This is a genomic window from Caenispirillum salinarum AK4, assembly GCF_000315795.1.
Taxonomy (GTDB): domain Bacteria; phylum Pseudomonadota; class Alphaproteobacteria; order Rhodospirillales; family Rhodospirillaceae; genus Caenispirillum; species Caenispirillum salinarum.
The window spans coordinates 48,560-68,081 of record NZ_ANHY01000018.1 but is presented as its reverse complement, the minus strand read 5'-3'; the positions used below and the strand labels follow the sequence as shown (position 1 = coordinate 68,081).

At 66.9% G+C, this 19,522-nt stretch carries 21 protein-coding genes; 16 read left to right on the top strand and 5 right to left on the bottom strand.

What is annotated here, in order from left to right; genetic code table 11:
* Positions 1–3 precede the first annotated feature (3 nt).
* Entirely contained in the window at positions 4–723 is a 720-nt protein-coding gene (locus C882_RS17385; RefSeq protein ID WP_043646223.1) for an AzlC family ABC transporter permease, read from the top strand.
* On the top strand, positions 707–1,039 hold the full coding sequence (locus C882_RS17380) for an AzlD domain-containing protein (protein WP_083875996.1): 333 nt from the start codon (positions 707–709) through the stop codon (positions 1,037–1,039). The genes C882_RS17385 and C882_RS17380 overlap by 17 nt, the downstream gene beginning before the upstream one ends.
* A 146-nt stretch (positions 1,040–1,185) precedes the next feature.
* On the opposite strand, the gene C882_RS23480 is transcribed toward C882_RS17380, so the two are convergent.
* Complete coding sequence (locus C882_RS23480) at positions 1,186–1,887, bottom strand: enoyl-CoA hydratase/isomerase family protein (RefSeq protein ID WP_052000205.1); 702 nt, start codon at positions 1,885–1,887, stop codon at positions 1,186–1,188.
* Between the two features lie 163 nt (positions 1,888–2,050).
* Between C882_RS23480 and dctP the strand changes: the two genes are divergently transcribed.
* From dctP to C882_RS17350, 5 genes are read left to right on the top strand one after another with little or no spacing between them, the layout of a single operon-like run.
* Positions 2,051–3,031, top strand: coding sequence for a TRAP transporter substrate-binding protein DctP (dctP, locus tag C882_RS17370; RefSeq protein WP_009541970.1), 981 nt, complete (start codon positions 2,051–2,053; stop codon positions 3,029–3,031).
* Positions 3,032–3,062: 31 nt separating this feature from the next.
* Positions 3,063–3,587, top strand: a complete 525-nt coding sequence (locus C882_RS17365) for a TRAP transporter small permease (protein ID WP_009541969.1) — start codon at positions 3,063–3,065, stop codon at positions 3,585–3,587.
* Entirely contained in the window at positions 3,572–4,876 is a 1,305-nt protein-coding gene (locus C882_RS17360; RefSeq protein WP_009541968.1) for a TRAP transporter large permease, read from the top strand. Before C882_RS17365 ends, C882_RS17360 begins: the two co-directional genes overlap by 16 nt.
* A 32-nt stretch (positions 4,877–4,908) precedes the next feature.
* Entirely contained in the window at positions 4,909–5,682 is a 774-nt protein-coding gene (locus C882_RS17355) for an SDR family oxidoreductase (protein ID WP_009541967.1), read from the top strand.
* Between the two features lie 34 nt (positions 5,683–5,716).
* Complete coding sequence (locus C882_RS17350; protein ID WP_009541966.1) at positions 5,717–7,213, top strand: 3-hydroxyacyl-CoA dehydrogenase; 1,497 nt, start codon at positions 5,717–5,719, stop codon at positions 7,211–7,213.
* A gap of 17 nt (positions 7,214–7,230) precedes the next feature.
* On the opposite strand, the gene C882_RS17345 is transcribed toward C882_RS17350, so the two are convergent.
* A complete protein-coding gene (locus C882_RS17345) occupies positions 7,231–7,995 on the bottom strand; it encodes an IclR family transcriptional regulator (RefSeq protein WP_009541965.1) in 765 nt (254 codons plus the stop codon).
* 133 nt (positions 7,996–8,128) lie between these two features.
* Between C882_RS17345 and C882_RS17340 the strand changes: the two genes are divergently transcribed.
* From C882_RS17340 to C882_RS17320, 5 genes are read left to right on the top strand one after another with little or no spacing between them, the layout of a single operon-like run.
* Complete coding sequence (locus tag C882_RS17340) at positions 8,129–9,658, top strand: long-chain-fatty-acid--CoA ligase (RefSeq protein WP_009541964.1); 1,530 nt, start codon at positions 8,129–8,131, stop codon at positions 9,656–9,658.
* Positions 9,655–10,464 (top strand): enoyl-CoA hydratase/isomerase family protein, encoded by an 810-nt coding sequence (locus C882_RS17335; protein ID WP_009541963.1) that lies wholly within the window; start codon positions 9,655–9,657, stop codon positions 10,462–10,464. Before C882_RS17340 ends, C882_RS17335 begins: the two co-directional genes overlap by 4 nt.
* 14 nt (positions 10,465–10,478) lie before the next feature.
* Complete coding sequence (gene pcaF, locus C882_RS17330; RefSeq protein ID WP_009541962.1) at positions 10,479–11,681, top strand: 3-oxoadipyl-CoA thiolase; 1,203 nt, start codon at positions 10,479–10,481, stop codon at positions 11,679–11,681.
* Positions 11,681–12,475 carry an enoyl-CoA hydratase gene (locus C882_RS17325; RefSeq protein WP_009541961.1) on the top strand — a complete coding sequence of 265 codons (795 nt, stop codon included), beginning with the start codon at positions 11,681–11,683 and terminating at the stop codon, positions 12,473–12,475. Before pcaF ends, C882_RS17325 begins: the two co-directional genes overlap by 1 nt.
* A gap of 5 nt (positions 12,476–12,480) precedes the next feature.
* On the top strand, positions 12,481–13,254 hold the full coding sequence (locus C882_RS17320) for an enoyl-CoA hydratase-related protein (protein WP_009541960.1): 774 nt from the start codon (positions 12,481–12,483) through the stop codon (positions 13,252–13,254).
* Here the strand turns inward: C882_RS17320 and C882_RS17315 are convergent.
* Positions 13,238–14,908, bottom strand: a complete 1,671-nt coding sequence (locus tag C882_RS17315; RefSeq protein WP_152415388.1) for a class I adenylate-forming enzyme family protein — start codon at positions 14,906–14,908, stop codon at positions 13,238–13,240. The genes C882_RS17320 and C882_RS17315 overlap by 17 nt on opposite strands.
* A gap of 482 nt (positions 14,909–15,390) precedes the next feature.
* On the opposite strand from C882_RS17315, the gene C882_RS17310 reads away from it, so the two are divergent.
* The 4 genes from C882_RS17310 to dut all read left to right on the top strand — a co-directional run bounded on the left by C882_RS17310 (position 15,391) and on the right by dut (position 17,601).
* Complete coding sequence (locus C882_RS17310; protein ID WP_009541958.1) at positions 15,391–15,729, top strand: hypothetical protein; 339 nt, start codon at positions 15,391–15,393, stop codon at positions 15,727–15,729.
* Positions 15,730–15,815: 86 nt separating this feature from the next.
* Positions 15,816–16,649 (top strand): thymidylate synthase, encoded by an 834-nt coding sequence (locus C882_RS17305; RefSeq protein WP_009541957.1) that lies wholly within the window; start codon positions 15,816–15,818, stop codon positions 16,647–16,649.
* On the top strand, positions 16,649–17,134 hold the full coding sequence (locus C882_RS17300; RefSeq protein ID WP_009541956.1) for a dihydrofolate reductase: 486 nt from the start codon (positions 16,649–16,651) through the stop codon (positions 17,132–17,134). The genes C882_RS17305 and C882_RS17300 overlap by 1 nt, the downstream gene beginning before the upstream one ends.
* Positions 17,131–17,601 (top strand): dUTP diphosphatase, encoded by a 471-nt coding sequence (dut, locus tag C882_RS17295; protein ID WP_009541955.1) that lies wholly within the window; start codon positions 17,131–17,133, stop codon positions 17,599–17,601. Before C882_RS17300 ends, dut begins: the two co-directional genes overlap by 4 nt.
* Before the next feature lie 15 nt (positions 17,602–17,616).
* Here the strand turns inward: dut and dcd are convergent, their stop codons facing one another.
* Both dcd and C882_RS17285 read right to left on the bottom strand, forming a co-directional pair.
* Positions 17,617–18,207 (bottom strand): dCTP deaminase, encoded by a 591-nt coding sequence (dcd, locus tag C882_RS17290; protein ID WP_009541954.1) that lies wholly within the window; start codon positions 18,205–18,207, stop codon positions 17,617–17,619.
* 66 nt (positions 18,208–18,273) lie between these two features.
* Positions 18,274–19,482: a glycosyltransferase family 4 protein gene (locus tag C882_RS17285; RefSeq protein WP_009541953.1), complete on the bottom strand. Its 1,209-nt coding sequence runs from the start codon at positions 19,480–19,482 to the stop codon at positions 18,274–18,276.
* Positions 19,483–19,522 lie beyond the last annotated feature (40 nt).

Sequence of the window (19,522 nt, the reverse complement as noted above, 5' to 3'; positions counted from 1 at the left end):
CGGATGGACTCCACGATGCGGAACGGCATTTCAGCACGCGCGGTACTGCGGGGCGGCAAGGAGGCCGCCCCGCTGTCACTCGTCTACTTCGTATTCTCGGCCAGTTTCGGCAACTTCGCCGTCTCCGAAATGGGACTGCCGCCCTGGTATGCCGCCGGCACGACGATCCTGACCTATGGCATCCAGGCGCAGATCGCCGCGTTCAAGGCCATGCTGGCCGGCGAAAATATTCTTTGGATCGCGGCACTGGTGCTGGCGATCAACATGCGTTTCCTGCTGATGTCGGCGGCCATGGCTCCCCGCCTGAAGGGGTTGCCGATGCTGTATCAGATTGGCGCCGCGCACCTTGTCGCCAATGGGTCATTCGCGGCGGCGGTCCGCCATGAGCGGAGCACCGGCTGTCGGACGGCCGGCTACTTCCTGGGATTCGCTCTGACCGTTTACGGTGTCTTTGCCTGTGGCGCACTGGCCGGCAGCATGATCGGGGGAACGCTTTCGCCGCAACTCCAAGAGGTTACGGCCTTCGTCCTGCCGGCGTTCTTGCTGGCGATGGTGGCGAGCGGGATTCCGCATCAACGCGTGTTCATGCCGCTCATGATGAGCGTGTCCGCCCTCTTGACGCTTTTCCTGGCGTACTGGTTATCGCCCTCGGCCGCGTTGTTGCTCGGGCCGGCGATCGTGGCAACGGGCGTGGAGGGCGTGCGCCATGTCCGGAATGGCTGATCCGATGACGGTCGCGCTGACCCTGGTGGGCATCACCTTCGCCCTGCGGGTCATTCCGGTGGTCCTCCTCACGCGCACGCGGCTTCCGCCAGTTGTCGACCGGTGGCTGAGCGTCGCGGGCGATTCCGTCGTGGTATCGTTTGTCGTGCTTATCGGCTTCTTCGATGCCGACGCGGGAGTTCCGCGGATGGATGCCGAGATGGCGGCCGGCCTTGCAGTGACCTGTGCGTTGTGCGTGCTCGCGCGCGGCCCCCTCGTCTCCATTGCCGGCGGCACCGCGACCTTCGCGTTGCTTTTGGCCTTAGGCGGGTTGTGAGCATGTTTTATGTTGCTCTATCAAAGCAATCGTGATGGAGGACACCATGGGCATGACCGCCCGCCGGGTGTTCGGCCCGCGCCCGGCGGTGGCGCCGCCTCGCCGTATCTCGGAGACGGGAGACGGCGGCCTCGGCGTCCTCCTGGCTAGGGCGCCGTTCCCCCGGTCCTGCTCTCCCGGAACACCATCCACTGCGCCATGAAGGCATCGAGTTGGGCCTCAACGGGCACGGCGAGCACGCCGCGGCGGCAGGCCGCCTTGGCGCTGACGAAAGCGTCCAGGTCCAGTCCGAGAAGCAGGTCCTTCATCTCGGCCAGGGGGTCGCCCGGTCCGTCCACAATGCTGTCGGCGAGCGCGAGGGCGACGGCCTGCTCGGCCGTGACCGGCCGCGCGTGGACCGCCATCAGTTCGGCCGTCCGTCCCGAGGTGCGGAAGCGGAGGAGGTCGACAATGTCCGACAGCGTGCCCAGTCCGATGGCTGTTTCGGGAAAGCGGATCTTGGCCCGACGAGACAGGACCGTGCGATCTGATGCCAGCGCCAACATGCCGCCAACCCCGACGGCGTGGCCATCGGCGAGCACCAGGACGGGAACCGGTGCCTCGAACACCAGGCGCGTGAGCGTGAGAAGGTCGGCGAAGACATCCCGCACCTCTGTCGGCGGCAAGGCCAGAAGGTCGTCAAGATCAAAGCCGCCGCAAAAAAACCGGCCGGCCGCGGCGGGCTGGAAGATCAGCGGCTTGCCCTGGGACAGGGCATCGGCGACTTGGCTCTTCATGCCGGCCAGATGTTCGGCGGTGACGAGGTTTTGATCGCCAGAGCCGACGCGTATGCATGCTGCATTGTCCATGGCAGTCCTTCTTGAATTCCGCTCTGCGGAACGGCGTTTTGCAGATTTGCTTTGACCGTGCCTGGGCTTTGGCGGTTAGCTGGGTGACGAACACTGGCTTGGGCCGGCGCTAAGGTCCAGCCAGATTTACAAAAAATATAATCTGGTGGAGGAAAACCAAGTCATGCGCTCAGTTTTGAAGCCGGTGGCGACCGCCGCGGCCATGATGGCCATCACTCTGCCCGCGCAGGCCGAGACCCTGACCATGCTGTCGAGCTGGGACGAAAGCTACAACGCCGTTCCCGTCTTCGCTCAGGGCTTCGCCGACCTGCTGGAGAAGAAGTCGGATGGCGAACTGACCGTCGACATGCGCGGGCCGGAAACGGTCTCGCCGTTCGAGCAGCTCCAGCCGGTCTCGGCAGGCCTGTTCGACATGCTGTTCACCCACGGCGCCTATCACCTGGGTGAAACGGCGATGGCTTTCGGCATGGATGCGGTGACGGACGATCCGGCCGCCCGGCGCGAAAGCGGCATCTACGATCTGATCGACCAGCATTATCAGGACAGGAACCTGAAGCTGATCGGCGTGTTCTCGGCCGCCTCTGGCTATCATGTCCTGCTGCGCAATCCGATCGGCGAGGACGGGGCGCTTGAAGGACGCAAGATCCGCGCTTCGGGCACCTACCATGACATGGTCACTGAACTCGGCGGCTCGGTCGTCACCTTGCCGGCCAGCGAAATCTACTCGGCGCTCGAGCGCGGGGTTGTCGACGGTGCCGCATGGCCGGTGTTCGGTGCCATGGACTACAAATGGTACGAGGTGGCCGACTACATGACGCGGCCGACCTTCGGCGTGACCAACCTGACCATGTTCATGAATCTGGGCACGTGGAACGGCCTGACGCCCGAGCAGCAGGATCTGGTCGTCGAGACGGCCAAGGAACTCGAAGTGTCCGGCCGCGAGCATTTCGCCGACCTGTGGGCGAAAGAGGACAAGGCCATGCAGGACGCCGGGCTGGAGGTGACCCAGTTCGGGCCCGAGGTTGCCGACGACGTCAACGCCATCTTCGCGGCGGGCGTCTGGAAGCAGGTCGAGGAAAAGGCCGGCAAGGATGGCGCCGCCTTCCATGATCTGGCGGTCGAGAAGGGCCTGACCGCGAAATGAGCGGCGGAACGGCGCGAGGCGGGGAGGGCGCATGATGCGGTGGCTTCTGCGCCTGCACGATGGCCTCACCCGCCTGACGTTCTGGGGGGCGACGCTGTGCGTCGCCTACCTCACGCTTGTGACGTCGTGGGAGGTTTTCGGCCGCTATGTTCTGGCGACGCCGAGCGACTGGGCGCCGGACACCGCGGCCATTGCCTTCGCCCTCGTGTCGTTCCTCGCGGTTCCCATGCTGACGTGGAAGCACGGTCACGCCTCCATGACGTTCATCGTGGATGCCGCGCCGGTGCCGGTGGCGCTGTGGATGCGGCGCCTGACCCTCTGCGTCGGGGCGGTCGCGTGCGGCCTTTGCGCCTGGTATGGCGGGATCGAGACGCTGCGGCAGATTGAGTCCGGCGTGATGGTGGTGGCGGTGACGCCCATTCCGAAATGGATCGTCTCCGGCGCCATCGTCTACGGGTTGGGCAGCGCCGCCCTGTATTTCCTGCGGCACCTCGCCAGCACCTTCATCGCCCCAGCGGCAACGGAAACCGAGGAGGCGGAATGGACTGGTACGTGATCCTGATCGGTGTCTTCTTCCTGCTGCTGGCGTTGTTCGCGGTGGGATTGCCGATCTTCCTGTCTTTCCTCGTGTTGAACCTGCTCGGGCTGTTCCTGTTGACCGGGAACCTCGGTGGCGTCCTTCTGGTCGTCAACTCCATGTTCAGCACGGGCACCAGCATCTCGCTGGCGGCGATCCCGCTGTTCGTGCTGCTGGGCGAGATTCTGTTCCGCTCCGGCTCGGTGAAGATCCTGTTCAACGCGGTGGATGCCCTGGTGGGCAACATCCGCGCGCGGCTCTACGCCGTCAGCATCACCCTGTCGACAGTCTTCGGTGCGCTGTCGGGCTCGGCCATGGCCGTCGCCGCCATGATGGGATCCTCCCTGCTGCCGGAAATGCAGGAACGGAAATACGACCGCAACCTGTCGATGGGGACGATCCTGGCCGGGGCGAGCCTGGCGCCGATCATTCCGCCGAGCGTCATGGCGGTTGTGCTGGGCATTCTGTCCAAGGTGTCCATCTCGGCGCTGCTGATCGCCGGCATCCTGCCCGGCATTCTGCTGGCCGGGGCGTTCTTCCTGTACGCGGTCGTGCGCGGCTGGCTGAACCCCGCCGTGGCGCCGCTGAGCGACCGGGCCGCCCTGCCGTGGCGGACGCGAGCGAACACGGTGGTCCGCGCTGCGCCGTTCCTGCTGATCATCGTCACCATCCTCGGCCTGATCCTCGGGGGTGTCGCCACCCCGACGGAGGCTGCGGCCGCCGGCTGCGTGGCCGCCGTGGTGATTTGCTCCATCTTCGGCGAGTTGCGACTGCCCACTCTGGTCGAGGCGCTGCGGTCGACGGCGTGGATCACCGCTATGATCATGATCATCATGGTCTCGTCGGTGTCCTTCAGCCAACTCCTAAACATGACCGGCGTCACGTTCAAGCTGGTAGGGTTCGTGACCGAGCTGGCATTGCCGCTGGTGCTTATGTTCATCATGCTCCAAGCGTTGCCGTTCATCCTGTGCATGTTCATCGACCAGATCGCATTGATGATCATGCTTGTGCCGCTCTACCAGCCGATCATCACGGCGCTCGGCTTCGACCCGCTGTGGTTCTGGACGATCTTCCTAGTGAACATGTCCATCGGCGGCATCACCCCGCCCTTCGGCTACACCCTCTTTGCACTGCAAGGGGTGACGAAAGGGGTGCCGATCCAGGCCGTCTACCGGGCCGTGCTGCCGTTCATCGCCATCTTCCTTGCCGTCATTGCGCTTCTCGCGTTGGTGCCGGACATCATCCTGTTCCTGCCGTCCTTCCTGTGACGGCGTGGAGCCCTTCGTGACGAGGTGAGACTATGGATCTCGGAATTTCCGGTCATGCAGCCCTTCTGCTCGGCAGCACCCAGGGCCTCGGGCTGGCCTGTGCCAGGGCGCTGGCGGCGGAAGGCGTGAAGGTCGCCGTCAACGGCCGGAATCCTGACCGCACCGCTTCCGTGGCAGCCGAACTGGGCGGCGTCGGGATCTCTGGCGACATCAGCGATCCGGCCGAGCGCGCGCGGATCGTCACGACCGCGCGCGAGGCCCTCGGGCCCATCACCATCCTGGTGACCAACGCCGGTGGGCCGCCGCCGGGGCCGGTGGAGGGCCACGACCACGAGACCTGGCTGCGAGCCCTGGAGACCAACATGCTGGCGGCGCTGGAGTGCGTCCGCCTCACCCTGCCCGACATGAAGGAGGCAGGGTTCGGGCGCATCGTCAACGTGACGTCGTTCACGGTGCGCGAGCCCTATCCCAACATGGGCTTGGCGACGGCGGTGCGCGCCGGGCTGACGGGGGCGATGAAAAGCCTGTCGCACGAGGTCGCGCCGCTTGGCATCACGGTCAACAACCTGCTGCCGGGCCTGATGGACACGGGGGCGCTCGAACGGGTCTACAAGGCGCAGTCGAAGACTCACGGCATTTCGGAAGACGAGGCCAAGGCGCGCATGGCTGAGAGCGTGCCCATGAAACGCCTGGGAACGGCCGAGGACTTCGGGCCGGCCTGCGCGTTCCTCTGCTCGCGCCTCGCCAGCTACATGACCGGCCAGAACATCACGGTCGACGGCGGCATCGTCCGGTCGCTGACCTGAAAACCAACGATAATTCATCTTCAAGGAGACGTTCATGCGGGAGATCGACTCCCCTGACCTCGTCCTGGGCGTGGTCGGCGCCGGCGCCATGGGCTCCGGCATCGCGCAAGTGGCCGCCACGGCGGACATAACGGTCATCCTGTTCGACGCCCGCGACGGGGCGGCGATCGCCGCTCGCGATGGAATCGCGAAGCGCCTCACCCGCCTGGTCGAGAAAGGCCGGATGAGCGACGCCGACGCGACCGCCGCGGCCGACCGGATCAAGCCGGCCGCGGCGCTGTCGGACCTGTCCACCTGTGATGTTGTGGTGGAGGCGATCGTCGAGGACCTCGACGCCAAGACCGACCTGTTCCGCGGGCTGGAAGACGTCGTCGCCGCCGACGCCATTCTCGCCTCCAACACCTCATCGCTGCCGATCGGCGCCATCGCGGCACGGCTGACGCACCGTCAGCGCGTGGCCGGGCTTCATTTCTTCAACCCGGTGCCGCTGATGAAGCTGGTGGAGGTGATCCGAGGCCCCGATACCACCGACATGGTCATGGACCGTCTCCTGGCGCTGGGTACGCGGCTGGGGCGCCAGCCGGTGGCCGTGAAAGACACGCCGGGCTTCCTGGTCAACTTCGGTGGCCGTGCCCTCAACACCGAGGGGTTGGCCGTCGTGCACGAGACGGTGGCGACGCCGGCGCAGGTCGATGCGGTCATGCGCGATGGCTTCGGGTTCCGCATGGGGCCGTTCGAGCTCATGGATTTGACGGGCATGGACGTGAACTTCCCGGTCACCCGGTTCGTGCACGAAAGCAGCTTCGGCGACCCCCGCCTGCGGTCGACGCCGCAACACCGCTACATGCTGGAGACCGGGCAGTTGGGCCGCAAGGCCGGCCGCGGCTTCTTCTCCTACGCCGAGGGCGCTGAAGTGCCGTCGCCAGATGCTGTAAGCGACGCCAGTCCGGCGGACGCGGTGTTCGTTCACGGTGAAGCCCCGGCGCTGGTCGCGCTTGTCGAGGAGTGCGGCGCACGGGTGCTGTCGGCAGACGACGGAAAGGTGCCGGTTCTCGCCGCGCCGGTGGGAGAAGACTGCGCCGCCTATGCCGCGCGCACCGGGGTCGATGCCCGGCGGCTCGTCGCCTGCGACATGGTTCCGGACACCAGCCGGCGGGTGACCATCATGACGGCGCCGGCCGTCGATGAAGCGGCACGGGAGGCGGTGATCGCACGCCTTGCCACGCGCCGGAAGGTGACGGCGATCAACGATTCGCCGGGGTTCATCGGCCAGCGGGTGGCGGCAATGGTGGCCAACCTGGGCTGCGAGATGGCGCAGATGGCGTTGGCGGCGCCGCAGGATATCGATCTCGCCATGCGGCTCGGATTGAACTACCCGAAGGGGCCCCTCGAACTGACGGATGCCCTGGGGCCGAACGTCGTCCACCGCATCCTGACGACGATCCAGGCCCTGACCGGCGACGACCGCTACCGGCCGAGCCAGTGGTTGCGCCGTCGGGCGCAACTGGGCCTCGCCGCCCACGCGGTCTGACCGGGGTGCCCATCATGCTACGCCGTCGTCGGGAGCGCGGGGCCGATCGCCTCGGCCGTGTCGCGCAGGGCGGCGGCGAGCGTGCTGCGCATCTCCTGCTCGGAAACGCTGCCGGTGGCGACCGGAATGGTCAACGCCGCGTGTTCATCGCCCTGGCAGACCGAGACGGCAACCCCGCCGATGCCCTCGCGCCAGGTGTTCCGCACGAGCGCGTAGCCGTCGTTCAGACAGGCGTCCAGCAGGGTACGGAACTGCTCGGGCGGCTCATCCCGGCGGGTGATGTCGGCGCGGACCCGCGACACCAGGTTGCGGCGCTCGGGGTCCGGCAGCCCGGCGAGCAGCGCGATCCCGGCGGCCGAGGTGGCGATGCGCAGGCGCCCGCCGGTGGCGAGGCGCACGGCGACCATGTTCTGCCCCTGCACGACGTCGACGAAGGTGATGTAGACGCCGTCGCGGATCGCCAGGGCGACGGTCTCGCCGGTTCGTTCGCTCAACGCCTTGAGATGGGGGCGGGCGCGCTGCAACAGCGTCATCCCGGCGAGGACGGGGTAGCCGAGGTTCAGGCTTTTCGGCGTCAGTTCGTAGGTGCGCTCCGATCGCGTGAGCCGGATGTAGCCGAGGACCGTCAGCGTGTGCGTCAGGCGGCTGACAGTGCTTGGCGCCAGACCGGTGTGCCGCGCGATGTCGCGGTTGCCCAGGGGGCGCTGCTCCCTGGACATGCATTCCAGGATCGCAAGCCCACGCGCCAGCGCGTCGACGAACTGTCTGTCGTGTGCGGTCATTACCCCCTCCATCTTTCCGCTCTGCGGAACAGTGTTCCGCAATATTCCATTGCAGATAGCTGTTTTCTCGCAGAAAGTCGAGGTCCAACAGCCGGCCCCGCCGGCAGATCAAGAAAAATGAAAGGGAGAGAAAATGCTGACGGGTGACATGCTGCGTCGCTCGGCTGAGCGCTTCCCAACCAAGCCGGCCATTCTCTGGCAGGGGACGGCACTCAGCTACGGAGACCTGAACCGGGACGCCAACCGGCTCGCCAACACGCTGCTCGGCGAGGGTCTCCAGAAAGGCGGGAAAGTCGGCATCATCAGCCGCAACCGCACGGAGTACGGCGTCACCTTCTTCGGCGTGGCGCGGTCCGGTGGCGTCCTGGTCAACATTTCCGTGCTCTATGCGCCCGAGGAGCTTGAGTTCGTCCTGAACAAGGCCGATGTCGAGATTCTCCTCTATGAAGACGCCTTTGCCGACAAGGTCGCGGCGGTGCGCGACCGCCTGCCGAAACTGCGCAAACTGGTCCGCATCGGCGGCGCCGGGGATGACATCGGCTTCGATGCCTGGATCGCCGCGGCCGCGACGGATTATCCGGCGGTCGAGATCGACGAGGACGATCCGTTCTGCATGACCTACACCGGCGGCACGACGGGCCGGCCGAAGGGGGTGCTGTGCAGCCACCGCAACCGCGCAGTGACGGCCCACACGGTGATGGTGGAAGAGGCCATCGACGAGCGCGACGTGGTCGGGATCGTGACGCCGCTGTTCCATGTGGCGGCGCTGAACATCATGTTCCAGCCGGCCGTCCTGGCCGGCGCGACGACCACCTTGCTCGGCAAGTGGAGTGTCGAGAACTTCGCGGCGATGGCGCGCGAGACGGGGATGACGGCGGCCTTCATGGTGCCGACGCAGGTCGCCATGGTGGTCAGCGACGATGCCTTCGACCCCGCCAACTACGCAGCCTGGCGGAAGCTGTCCTTCGCCGGCGCGCCCATGCCCGACTGGGTGCAGCGCGACATGATGGAAAAGCTGCCCGACGTCCGCATGACGCAGATCTACGGCCAGTCTGAGATGGGCGTTCTGACGTCGCTGCGGCATTGGTACCTGCCCGAGAAACTCGGGTCCATCGGACGCCAGTGCTACAACGTCGACGTCGCCGTCCTCGACACCGAGGGCCGGCAGGTCGCGCCCGGCGAGATCGGCGAACTGGCGTCGCGCGGCGACAATGTCATGCTGGAATACTACAACGAGCCGGAACAGACGGCGTCGTTCTGGAAGCATGGCTGGGCCCTGACGGGCGATGTCGGAACCATCGACGAAGACGGCTTCGTCACCCTGATCGACCGCTCCAAGGACATGATCATCTCCGGCGGGGAGAACATCTATCCCAAGGAGATCGAGAACGTCCTGTACGCCCACGAGGCCGTCGGCGAATGCGCCGTTTTCGGCATCCCCGACGACAAGTGGGGCGAGGTGCCCGCCGCCTACCTGACCCTGAAGCCCGGCGCCGAGGCCACCGAGGACGCGCTGGTGGAGCATTGCGCCGCGCATCTGGCGCGCTTCAAGCGGCCGCGGCTGGTGAAGTTCGTCGAAAGCTTCCCCAAGACCCCCATCGGCAAGATTCAAAAGAACGTCCTGCGCGAACCCTACTGGACGAAGAGGGAGAAAAAGATATGACCGACCGTTACGCCGACTACCAGCGCCTGAAGTTCGACTGGCCGTCCGAGGGCGTGCTGCGGGTGACGATGGAAAACCCGGGCCGCCTCAACTCCGCGGACGCGGTCATGCATGGCGAGCTGGTGCGCGTCTGGCGCGACATCGACGCGGACCCCGATGTCTCGGCGGCCATCATCACTGGTGCCGGCAAGGCCTTTTCGGCGGGCGGCGACCTTGACCTCGTCAAGGAGATGACACAGGACTTCGAGACCCTGAGCCGCGTCTGGAAGGAGGCGCGGGATCTCGTCTACAACGTCATCAACTGCTCCAAGCCTGTCGTGTCCGCAATGGACGGCCCGGCCGTCGGGGCGGGGCTCGTCGCCGGCCTGCTGGCCGACGTCTCGATCGCCAGCCGGACCGCGCGGATTATCGACGGACACACCCGCCTGGGCGTCGCCGCCGGCGACCATGCCGCGATCGTCTGGCCGCTGCTCTGCGGCATGGCGAAGGCGAAGTACTACCTGATGCTCTGCGAGCCGGTCAGCGGCGAGGAGGCGGAACGCATCGGCCTCGTGTCCCTGACCGTCGACAGCGACGACCTTCAGGACAAGGCCCTTGAGGTCGCCCGGAAGCTGGCGAACGGCTCGCCGTCGGCCGTCCGGTGGACGAAGTATGCGCTGAACAACTGGCTGCGCATGGCCGGGCCCACCTTCGACACCTCGCTCGCGCTGGAGTTCATGGGCTTCAACGGTCCGGACGTTCAGGAAGGGCTGGCGTCGCTGCATGGCAAGCGCCGTCCGGAGTTCTCCAAGAAGTCGCCGCTGTAACGGAAAGGCATCCCATGACCGAAGCATATCTTTGCGCGGGCGTGCGAACGCCGATCGGACGGTACGGCGGCGCGTTGGCGTCTGTGCGGCCGGACGACATGGCGGGACACGTCCTGCGGGCCCTCATGGCGCAGGTGCCGGACCTGCCGGGTGAGGCGGTGGATGACGTGATCCTCGGCTGCGCCAACCAGGCCGGCGAGGACAACCGCAACGTCGCGCGCATGGCGGTGCTGCTGTCCGGCCTGCCGGGCACCGTGCCGGGCGTGACCCTTAACCGCCTCTGCGGTTCCGGCATGGACGCGCTGGGCCAGGCGGCGCGCGCCATCCGCACCGGCGAGGCCGACGTCATGATTGCCGGCGGCGTCGAGTCTATGACGCGGGCCCCTTTCGTGATGGGGAAGGCGGAAACCGCCTTCGCCCGTCAGGCCGAGGTCTTTGACACGACCATCGGTTGGCGGTTCGTGAACCCGATCCTGAAAGAGCAGTACGGCATCGATTCCATGCCGGAGACGGCGGAAAACGTGGCCGAGGACTTCAACATCTCGCGCGCCGACCAGGACGCCTTCGCGTTCCGCAGCCAGAAGCGGACGGCCGCGGCGCAGGCATCCGGGCGCCTCGCGAAGGAAATTGTCCCGGTGGAAATTCCCCGCCGTAAAGGCGATCCGGTCATCGTGGACCGTGACGAGCATCCGCGTGAAACGACGCTCGAGAAACTCGCAGCCCTCAAGACGCCGTTCCGCCGCGACGGCACGGTGACGGCCGGCAATGCGTCGGGCGTCAACGACGGTGCGGCGGCCCTTCTGGTGGCGTCCGAGGCGGCGGTCAAGCGCTACAATCTGACGCCTCTCGCGCGCATTTCCGGCATGGCGACGGCGGGCGTTCCGCCGCGCATCATGGGGGTCGGCCCCGCGCCGGCGTCCAAAAAGCTGATGGAGCGCCTGGGCCTCAAGATCGGGGACATGGACATCGTCGAGTTGAACGAGGCGTTTGCCGCGCAGGCTCTTGCCGTTCTGCGTGACCTGGGCCTGCCGGACGATGCCGATCACGTCAATCCGAACGGCGGCGCCATTGCGCTCGGGCATCCGCTCGGCATGTCCGGGGCGCGTTTGGCGCTGACGGCGGCCCTCGAACTTCAGGAGCGTGACGCCCGGCGCGCGCTGTGCACCATGTGCATCGGCGTCGGACAGGGCATCGCCATGGTGATGGAGCGCCCGTGATGAGCAGAGAGACCACAGACACCCGGCCGCAGGTCGTCCTGGAACGGCCGGAGCCCGCCATCGCTATCGTCCGGATCAACCGGCCAGAGGTGCGGAACGCCCTGAACCTGACGGTGCGGCAGCAGATGGCCGACATCTTCCGCGAGTTCATCGACGACCCCGACCTGAGGTGTGTCGTGCTCACGGGCGACGAGACGAGCTTCGCGGCCGGGGCCGACATCCAGGACATGTCGCAACTGAGCGCCATCGACATGTACATGCGTCACACGGAACGCCTGTGGGGCGCCGTCGGAGACTGCCCGGTTCCCGTTATCGCAGCCGTCAACGGCTTCGCGCTGGGGGGCGGCATGGAACTGGCCATGCACGCCGACATCATCATTGCCGGCCGCTCCGCCAAGTTCGGCCAGCCTGAAGTCAAGGTCGGGATCATGCCCGGTGCGGGCGGCACGCAGCGGTTGACGCGGGCGGTCGGAAAGTTCCGTGCCATGCGCCTGTGCCTCACGGGTGAAGTGATCGACGCGGAAGAGGCCTACGGCATGGGTCTGGTCAGCCGCGTGGTCGAGGATGACCAGGTAATGGCGACGGCGCTGGACACCGCCAAGCGCCTTTCGGAGCTTCCTCCGATCGCGTTGGCTCAGATTAAGGAGGTGATCCTGCACGGTGCGGATGCACCGCTCGGGGCAGCCCTGGCGCTCGAGCGCAAGGCGGTGCAGATACTCTTCGCCTCGCGCGACAAGCAGGAAGGCATGGCTGCGTTCCTCGAAAAGCGCCGGCCCCAGTACACCGGGGCGTAGCGGACATGACGCAGCATGTCTCGTGCACGACGGAGGCGGGCGGCATCGCCCGCCTCCGTATTGACCGGCCCGAAAAGCTGAACAGCCTGACGGCACCCATGGTGGCGGCACTTCGTGATGCCGTGGAGCGTCTGGCCGCCGATCCGGCCGTGCGGTGCGTCGTGCTGGAAGCCTCGGGGCGCGCCTTCTGCGCCGGCCAGGACCTCAACGAGCGCCGGCCGATCCTGGACGGCGCGACCATCGATCTGGGCGAAACCCTGGAGGCCGGGCTCAACCGCATCGTCGAGACCATCAGCACCATGCCAAAGCCGGTGGTCTGCGCGGTACAGGGAACGGCGGCCGGCGCCGGAGCCAACCTCGCACTGGCGTGCGATATCGTGATCGCCGGACGGTCGGCATCCTTCGTTCAGTCCTTCACCAAACTCGGCTTGATACCCGACAGCGGCGGCACATGGATCCTGCCCCGGCTCGCCGGACGCGCCCGCGCACGCGGGATGGCTCTGTTGGCCGAGCCCGTTCCCGCCCCACTGGCTGCCGACTGGGGCTTGATCTGGCAGTGTGTCGAAGACGAGGACTTGCCTGCGCGCGCCCATGACGTGGCCGTTCGTCTTGCCGGCCGGTCGGAGCTTGGACTGGCCCTGACGAAGCGGGCGCTTGAGGCCTCGGCCGGCAACGGCTTGACCGAGCAACTGGCGCTGGAAGTACAGCTCCAGCGGGAAGCCGGCGCCAGCGACAGCTACCGCGCCGGTCTGAGCGCCTTCTTCAAGAGGGACCGCTAACCTCCAGCGTTGCTAGCATTTCCGCAAGTTGCTGTTTGCGAACCTTCCCGACCCCCGTCGTCGGCAGCGCCTCCAGGCGAATGATCTGGCGGGGCAGCTTGTAGGGGGCGAGGTGCTGACGCAGGTGGGACAAGATGGCCTCGTCGTCCGCCGTCGCGCCGGGCCGCATCTCGATAAAGGCGACAACCTGTTCGTCACCGGGCACCGGGCGCCCCACGACGGCGGCAGCGGCGACGGCCGGGTGGGCGTTGAGCGCGCTCTCCACTTCCGGCGGATAGACATTGAAGCCCGACGTGATGATCAACTCCTTCAGGCGCCCGGCCAGGTAGAGGGCACCGTCCGGCCCGCGCCGGCACAGGTCCCCCGTCCGCAGCCAGCCGTCCGGTGTCAGTGCGGCAGCCGTCGCATCCGGATTCCGGTAGTAGCCGGCCATGATCGTGGCGCCCCGCGCCCACAGTTCGCCTGGAGCCCCGTCGGCAACGTCCCGACCATCGGGACCTATGAGTCGGACCTCAATACCCGGGATTGGCGCGCCGATGCTGTCGTCGCCTCGTGGGGCATCGATTGGGGTCTGCGTCAAGGTCGGCGACGCTTCGGTCAGCCCGTAGCCATTGTGGAGCGGTCTGCCGAGACGGGCCTCGACCTTGCGCTTCCAGCCAGGGTCGAGCGGCGCTCCGCCTGCGGAGAGGTACCGCAGGTGCGGTGGCGCCGCGAACGGCTTGTCCTCGGCTTCAAGATGGGCAAGCAGCTTCCCATACATTGCAGGCACCCCCTGAAAGACAGTCACGCCATTTTCAAGGGCCTTGGCCAGGGCCGCCGCCGAGAATCGCGGCACCAAGTCGATCCTGGCCCCGGCGGCCAAGCCGGCCAAGAGCGTGGACGACAGGCCAAACACGTGGCTGACCGGCAGCGCCGCGTAAATCCGGTCCGTCGGCCTCAGGCCGCGCGTGATGCGCGACACCAGGGCGATGTGACGCAGATTGGCGTGGGTGAGCATCACGCCTTTCGGCGCGCCGGTGGTGCCTGACGTATACATGATGACAGCGATGCCGGAGGGTGCCTGCCCGTCCTCCGGTTCGGTATCCAAATTGCCGACGATGTCTGCGGGACCAAAGGGCAGGTCGAGGCGATCGGCCTGCGGCCCGCCCGGATCGGCGGGGCCAGCCGCCTGCGGCGGTGGCGTCGTCACGATGCAGCGGGGCCGGCAATGGTGGCGGATGTACCCCAGTTCGCGATCGGTCATGCGCGCGTTGACGGGGACCGCCCAGGCTCCAAGCCTGCTGCACGCCAGAAGGAAAACCGCGAATGCCGGGCAGTTCTCCGCCACCAGCATGATCCGGTCGCCGAAACGCGCCCCATGATCCCGAAGAAGAGTTTCGGCATGGTCCACAGCAGCGGCCAGATCTCGGTACGTCAGAGACACGCCGCCTTGACCGCTAAGGGCGACGCGGTCTGGAAAGTGCCGCAGGGGACCTGCGATAAGATCGTGGACCGATCCGGCGCTCGTCGTGGTTGGCAAGGAGTGACCCTTCTTGTCAATGAGTTCCGTGGGCCGGAAGGAGTTGCCTTGGCTTCTCGAGTAGTCGAGCGGCATGGTGCGGCATTGGTTGGTGAGGCCGCAAGGTTCTTGTTCGTGTCCGCCGTAGTCGCTCACGCGCGCAGGCGTGCCCCGCTGTCGGACGATCACTTCTCTGTCGACGGCGCTATGATCGAGACGTGGGCGTCGACGAAGTGTCGCCCGGTATCTCTTCCTGGTCATTGTTTACGAACTGGGCTGCACTATCCCCTTTGGAGCCGCTTGGGATCCTTCTGAACCCTTGCTAAGACCTCTGAACATGCGTGGTTCGCGGGGTCGGGCCGTTCCGAACTCTCCTCGTAAGTCATTGATTCTTATAGCCGCTCATTGGTGGTAAAAGTTCGGAATTGCCGCAGAAAACCGCCGTTTCCCGCTGACTCTTAATCAGCGGGTCCAAGGTTCGAGTCCTTGTGCGCCCACCAAGTTTCCCAAGGCCCCGGCAGTGATGTCGGGGCCTTGTGCTTTTGAGGCGCTTGCAGCCGACACGGGGCTTAAGCACCCACCGAACGGCGCGGCCGTCGCTCGCGTTACCGGGGCACCGCAACGAAGGAGGCCTCGCCATGGCCGACGAGCCGAACAACCGCGAGAACAATCCGGTCCAGAGCACCGAAAGCGCCCCGCACGAAGACCCCAACCGTAAAGCGCCCGCTCCCGACCGGCGCGATCCCGCCGGTCAGGGGCCAGGCGCTGGGCCTCAGGCGCCGGAGGACCAGCCGGGCTCGGTGGAGGAATCGACGGCCGGCAAGGCCACACGTCCCGGGCCGTCGCCCTCGGATGACGGCTGGCCCGGTCGGGATACCGGCGCCGGCGAGGACGGCTTTCGCAGCTCCACCGACAAGAACGCCCAGGAAAACCCCAAGCCGGGGCTTGGTGGAAGCCAGGGGACGCGCGAGGGCTGAGGCGGCGCTTCAAAGGTGGATTTTTCGGGCCGGTTCGGGCACGCTGCGCCGTCAATCCCTACCGCCAGAAAGCGAGACGCCAGAGCATGGACAATGTTCATGACCGGACCTACCTGCGGCTCCTCCGCGAGGTCCTGGAGCGCGGGCAGCGCCGCGAGAACCGCACCGGCATCGCCACCTATTCCCTCTTCGGCGCGCAGATGCGGTTCGATCTCACGCAGGCCTTCCCGCTGCTGACGTCCAAGCGCGTGTTCTGGCGCGGTGTCGCCCACGAACTGCTGTGGTTCCTCAAGGGCGACACCAACATCGGCTACCTGCTGGAAAACGGCGTCCACATCTGGGATGAGTGGGCCGACGAGAAGGGCGGCCTGGGTCCCGTCTACGGCGCCCAGTGGCGGGCCTGGCCGGCACGGGACGGCGGCACCATCGACCAGATCGCCGAGGCCGTGCGCCTCCTGCGCGAGGACCCGGCGTCGCGCCGCATCATCGTCAGCGCCTGGAACCCGGCGGACCTTCCCGACATGGCGCTGGCGCCCTGCCATGCCTTCTTCCAGTTCAACAGCCGGGAGGGGGCTGACGGCCGGCGGCTGCTGGACTGCCAGCTCTACCAGCGCTCCTGCGACATGTTCCTGGGCGTGCCCTTCAACATCGCGAGCTATGCCCTGCTGACCCACATGATGGCGGCGGTGACGGATCACGAGCCCGGAGACTTCGTGTGGACCGGCGGCGACGTGCACCTTTACGAAAACCACATGGAGCAGGCGCGCCAGCAGCTCGGCCGCGAGGGCGACCTGCCGCCGTCGCCGCGCCTGCGGATCGTGCGCGACGGCATCGCCTCCATCGACGACTTCACCTTCGAGGACTTCGAACTCGTGGACTACGCTCCCCTGCCGGCCATCAAGGCCCCGGTGGCCGTGTGATGCGCATCGGAATCATCGTCGCCCGCGCCGAAAACGGCGTGATCGGGCATGAGGGCGGAATGCCCTGGGACATTCCGGAAGATTTGCGCCATTTCAAGCGCGTCACCTCGGGCGGGGCCGTCATCATGGGGCGCCGCACCTACGAGAGCATCGGCCGCCCCCTGCCCAAGCGCCTGAACGTGGTGGTCTCCCGCAGCATGGCGCCCGGCGAGCGGGACGGGCTGGTGGTGGTCGACGCCTTCGGGGCGGCACTTGAGGCCTGCCGGGACCGCGGCTACGGGGACGTATTCGCCATCGGCGGCGAGGCGATCTTCCGGGAGGCTCTGCCGCGCGCCGACCGCCTGTACCTGACCAACATCTTCGCCCGGCCCGAGGGTGATACCTTCTTTCCCGCTTTCGATGAAAGCGCCTGGACCGTCGTCGATCGCGACCCGCGCGACGGCTTCGAATTCCTGACCCTCATCCCCAAGGACGTTTCCCGATGACCGTGCCCATGACCGTGCAGATGAAGGTGCTGAACGAGCGGATTCGGGAGCTTGGTCTGCCCTCCTACGGTTCGGACAAGGCTGCGGGGCTCGACCTGCGCGCGTGCCTGGAGGAGCCGGTGTCCGTGGCCCCGGGCCAGACGGTGATGGTGCCGACGGGCATCGCCCTGCACATCGACGACCCGGACTATGCGGGGTTCATCTACGCCCGCTCCGGCCTTGGCGCCAAGACGGGGCTGGTGCCCGGCAACCTGGTCGGCGTGATCGACGCCGACTACCAGGGCGAGGTCATGGTCGCGGCGTGGAACCGCAACCGCCCCGATGCCCAGCCGGTCACCATCAACCCCGGCGACCGCATCGCCCAGATGGTCATCGGCCGCGTGCAGCGGATCGTGCTGGAGGAAGTAAACGCCTTCGAGACGTCTGTCCGCGGGGTCGGCGGGTTCGGATCGACCGGCGTGGCTTAACCGCCCTGCCGGTCCTCAGTCCTTGTCCCGTTCCTGCCCGATGCGGCTGGGCAGGGGCATGAGCTGTTCCTTGTACTTGCTCTGCTCGCGCTCGGCATAGGCCTTGGAGACCGGCGACATCAGCGTCTCGAACGATATGGCGCAGATGCGCATGCCCGGCCGCATGGCCAGCGGCAGTTTGCCGCAGTTGAAGAATTCCAGCGTGATGCGGCCACTCCAGCCCGGATCAATGGTGTGCGCGGTCGCGTGCACCATCAGGCCCAGACGGGCGAGGCTGCTGCGGCCGTCCAGGCGGCCGGCCAGGTCGTGCGGCAGGGTGACCTTCTGGATGGTGATGCCCAGCGCGAAGTCGCCGGGGTGCAGGTAGAACGGTTCGTTCCCCTGGACCTCGGTGGTGGTCATCAATTCTTCCAGGTTGGCGGTCGGCTCGCCCTCGGGCGGGGCGAGGTCCACGAAGGACGCCTTGCCGGGGCGGAAGCTGCGGAACCAGTTGCCCAACTGCAGGTCCACCGACATGGTGCCGACCTGGGACTGCGTCGGCAGCGGGTCGATCTGGATCTTTCCGTCGTCCAGGTAACGCCAGATGTCGGTGTCAGAGAGCTTCATGCCCGGAAAACTCCGCAAGATGTGCAGTTGCGGCCCTATTGCGCCGAAAGCACCGTACACGCATTGTCAAGACGCATCCAGCCCGAGCATCCGCCGGTAGACGTCCATGGTCGCGTCGACCATCCGATCCTTCGAGAAATTTTCCCGCACCCGCGTCATGGCCCGGTCCTTCAGGGCGGCGCGCCCGCTCTCGTCCAGGACCAGTGCCTCATCAAGGGCGCGCGCCAGGTCGTCGGCACTTTCGGGCCAGAACAGCCAGCCGGTTTCACCGCCCGGCTTGACGATTTCCGGCGCGGCCCCGTGATTGGGCGCGACCACCGGGCGGCCCATGGCCCCGGCTTCCGCCACGACGCGGCCGAAGGCCTCGGGGTCGGTGGAGGCTGACACCACCACGTCCGACAGCTTGTAGGCGGCCGGCATGTCGTCGCACTCGCCGACCAGGTGGACGGTGTCGCGCAATTCCAGGCGAGCGATCAGGTCCTCCAGCCCCTCGCGATAGGCGGTGCGGCCCTGGTCCGACCCCACTAGCAGACAGCGCACGGGGCGCGTCTTCATGCGGGCCAGCGCGCGGATCAGAAGCTCCTGCCCCTTCCAGCGGGTCAGGCGGCCGGGCAGCAGGATCACGGGCACGCCGTCGGGCAGGCGCCAGCGGGTGGCGAGCTGGATCAGGCGCTCCTGGCTCACCCGGTCGGGGTCGAAGCGGGCCACGTCCACCGCGCGGGGGATGACGGTGACCCGCGCGCCGGAGACACCGTAGGTGATGGCGATGTGGTCGCGGATGAAGTCGGAAATGGCGATCACCGCGTCCCCATCGGCCATGACGGCGTTGTAGATGCGCTTGAACGGCCGCTCCAACCCCTTGCCCAGATTGTAGGTGCCGTGGAAAGTGGTGACGAAGGGCACTCCCAGCGCCCTGGCGGCGGCGCGGGCGCTCCAGGCCGGGGCGCGCGAGCGGGCGTGGACGATCTTCACGTCCTTGTCGCGAATGAGAGCTTTCAGCCGGTTCACGTTCTTGCGCATGACCAGCGGGTTCTTGGACGCCAGCGGCAGGGTGACGTGTTCGGCGCCCATGCGGTCCAACTCGCGCACCATGCGGCCGCCTTCGCTGGCGACGACGGCGCGGCCGCCGGCGGCGATGATGCCTTCCGCGATCTCGATGGTGCCGCGCTCGACGCCGCCTGTCTCCAGGCGCGGCAGAACTTGCAGGATGGTCGGCGCGTCCGTCGCCCCGGCGCGTTGGTGCGGGGCGCGGAGAGTGCTACTGTCGGGGCTCAATGGAAACCGGTCCGTCTATCGTCGTCATCTGAAAGGAGCG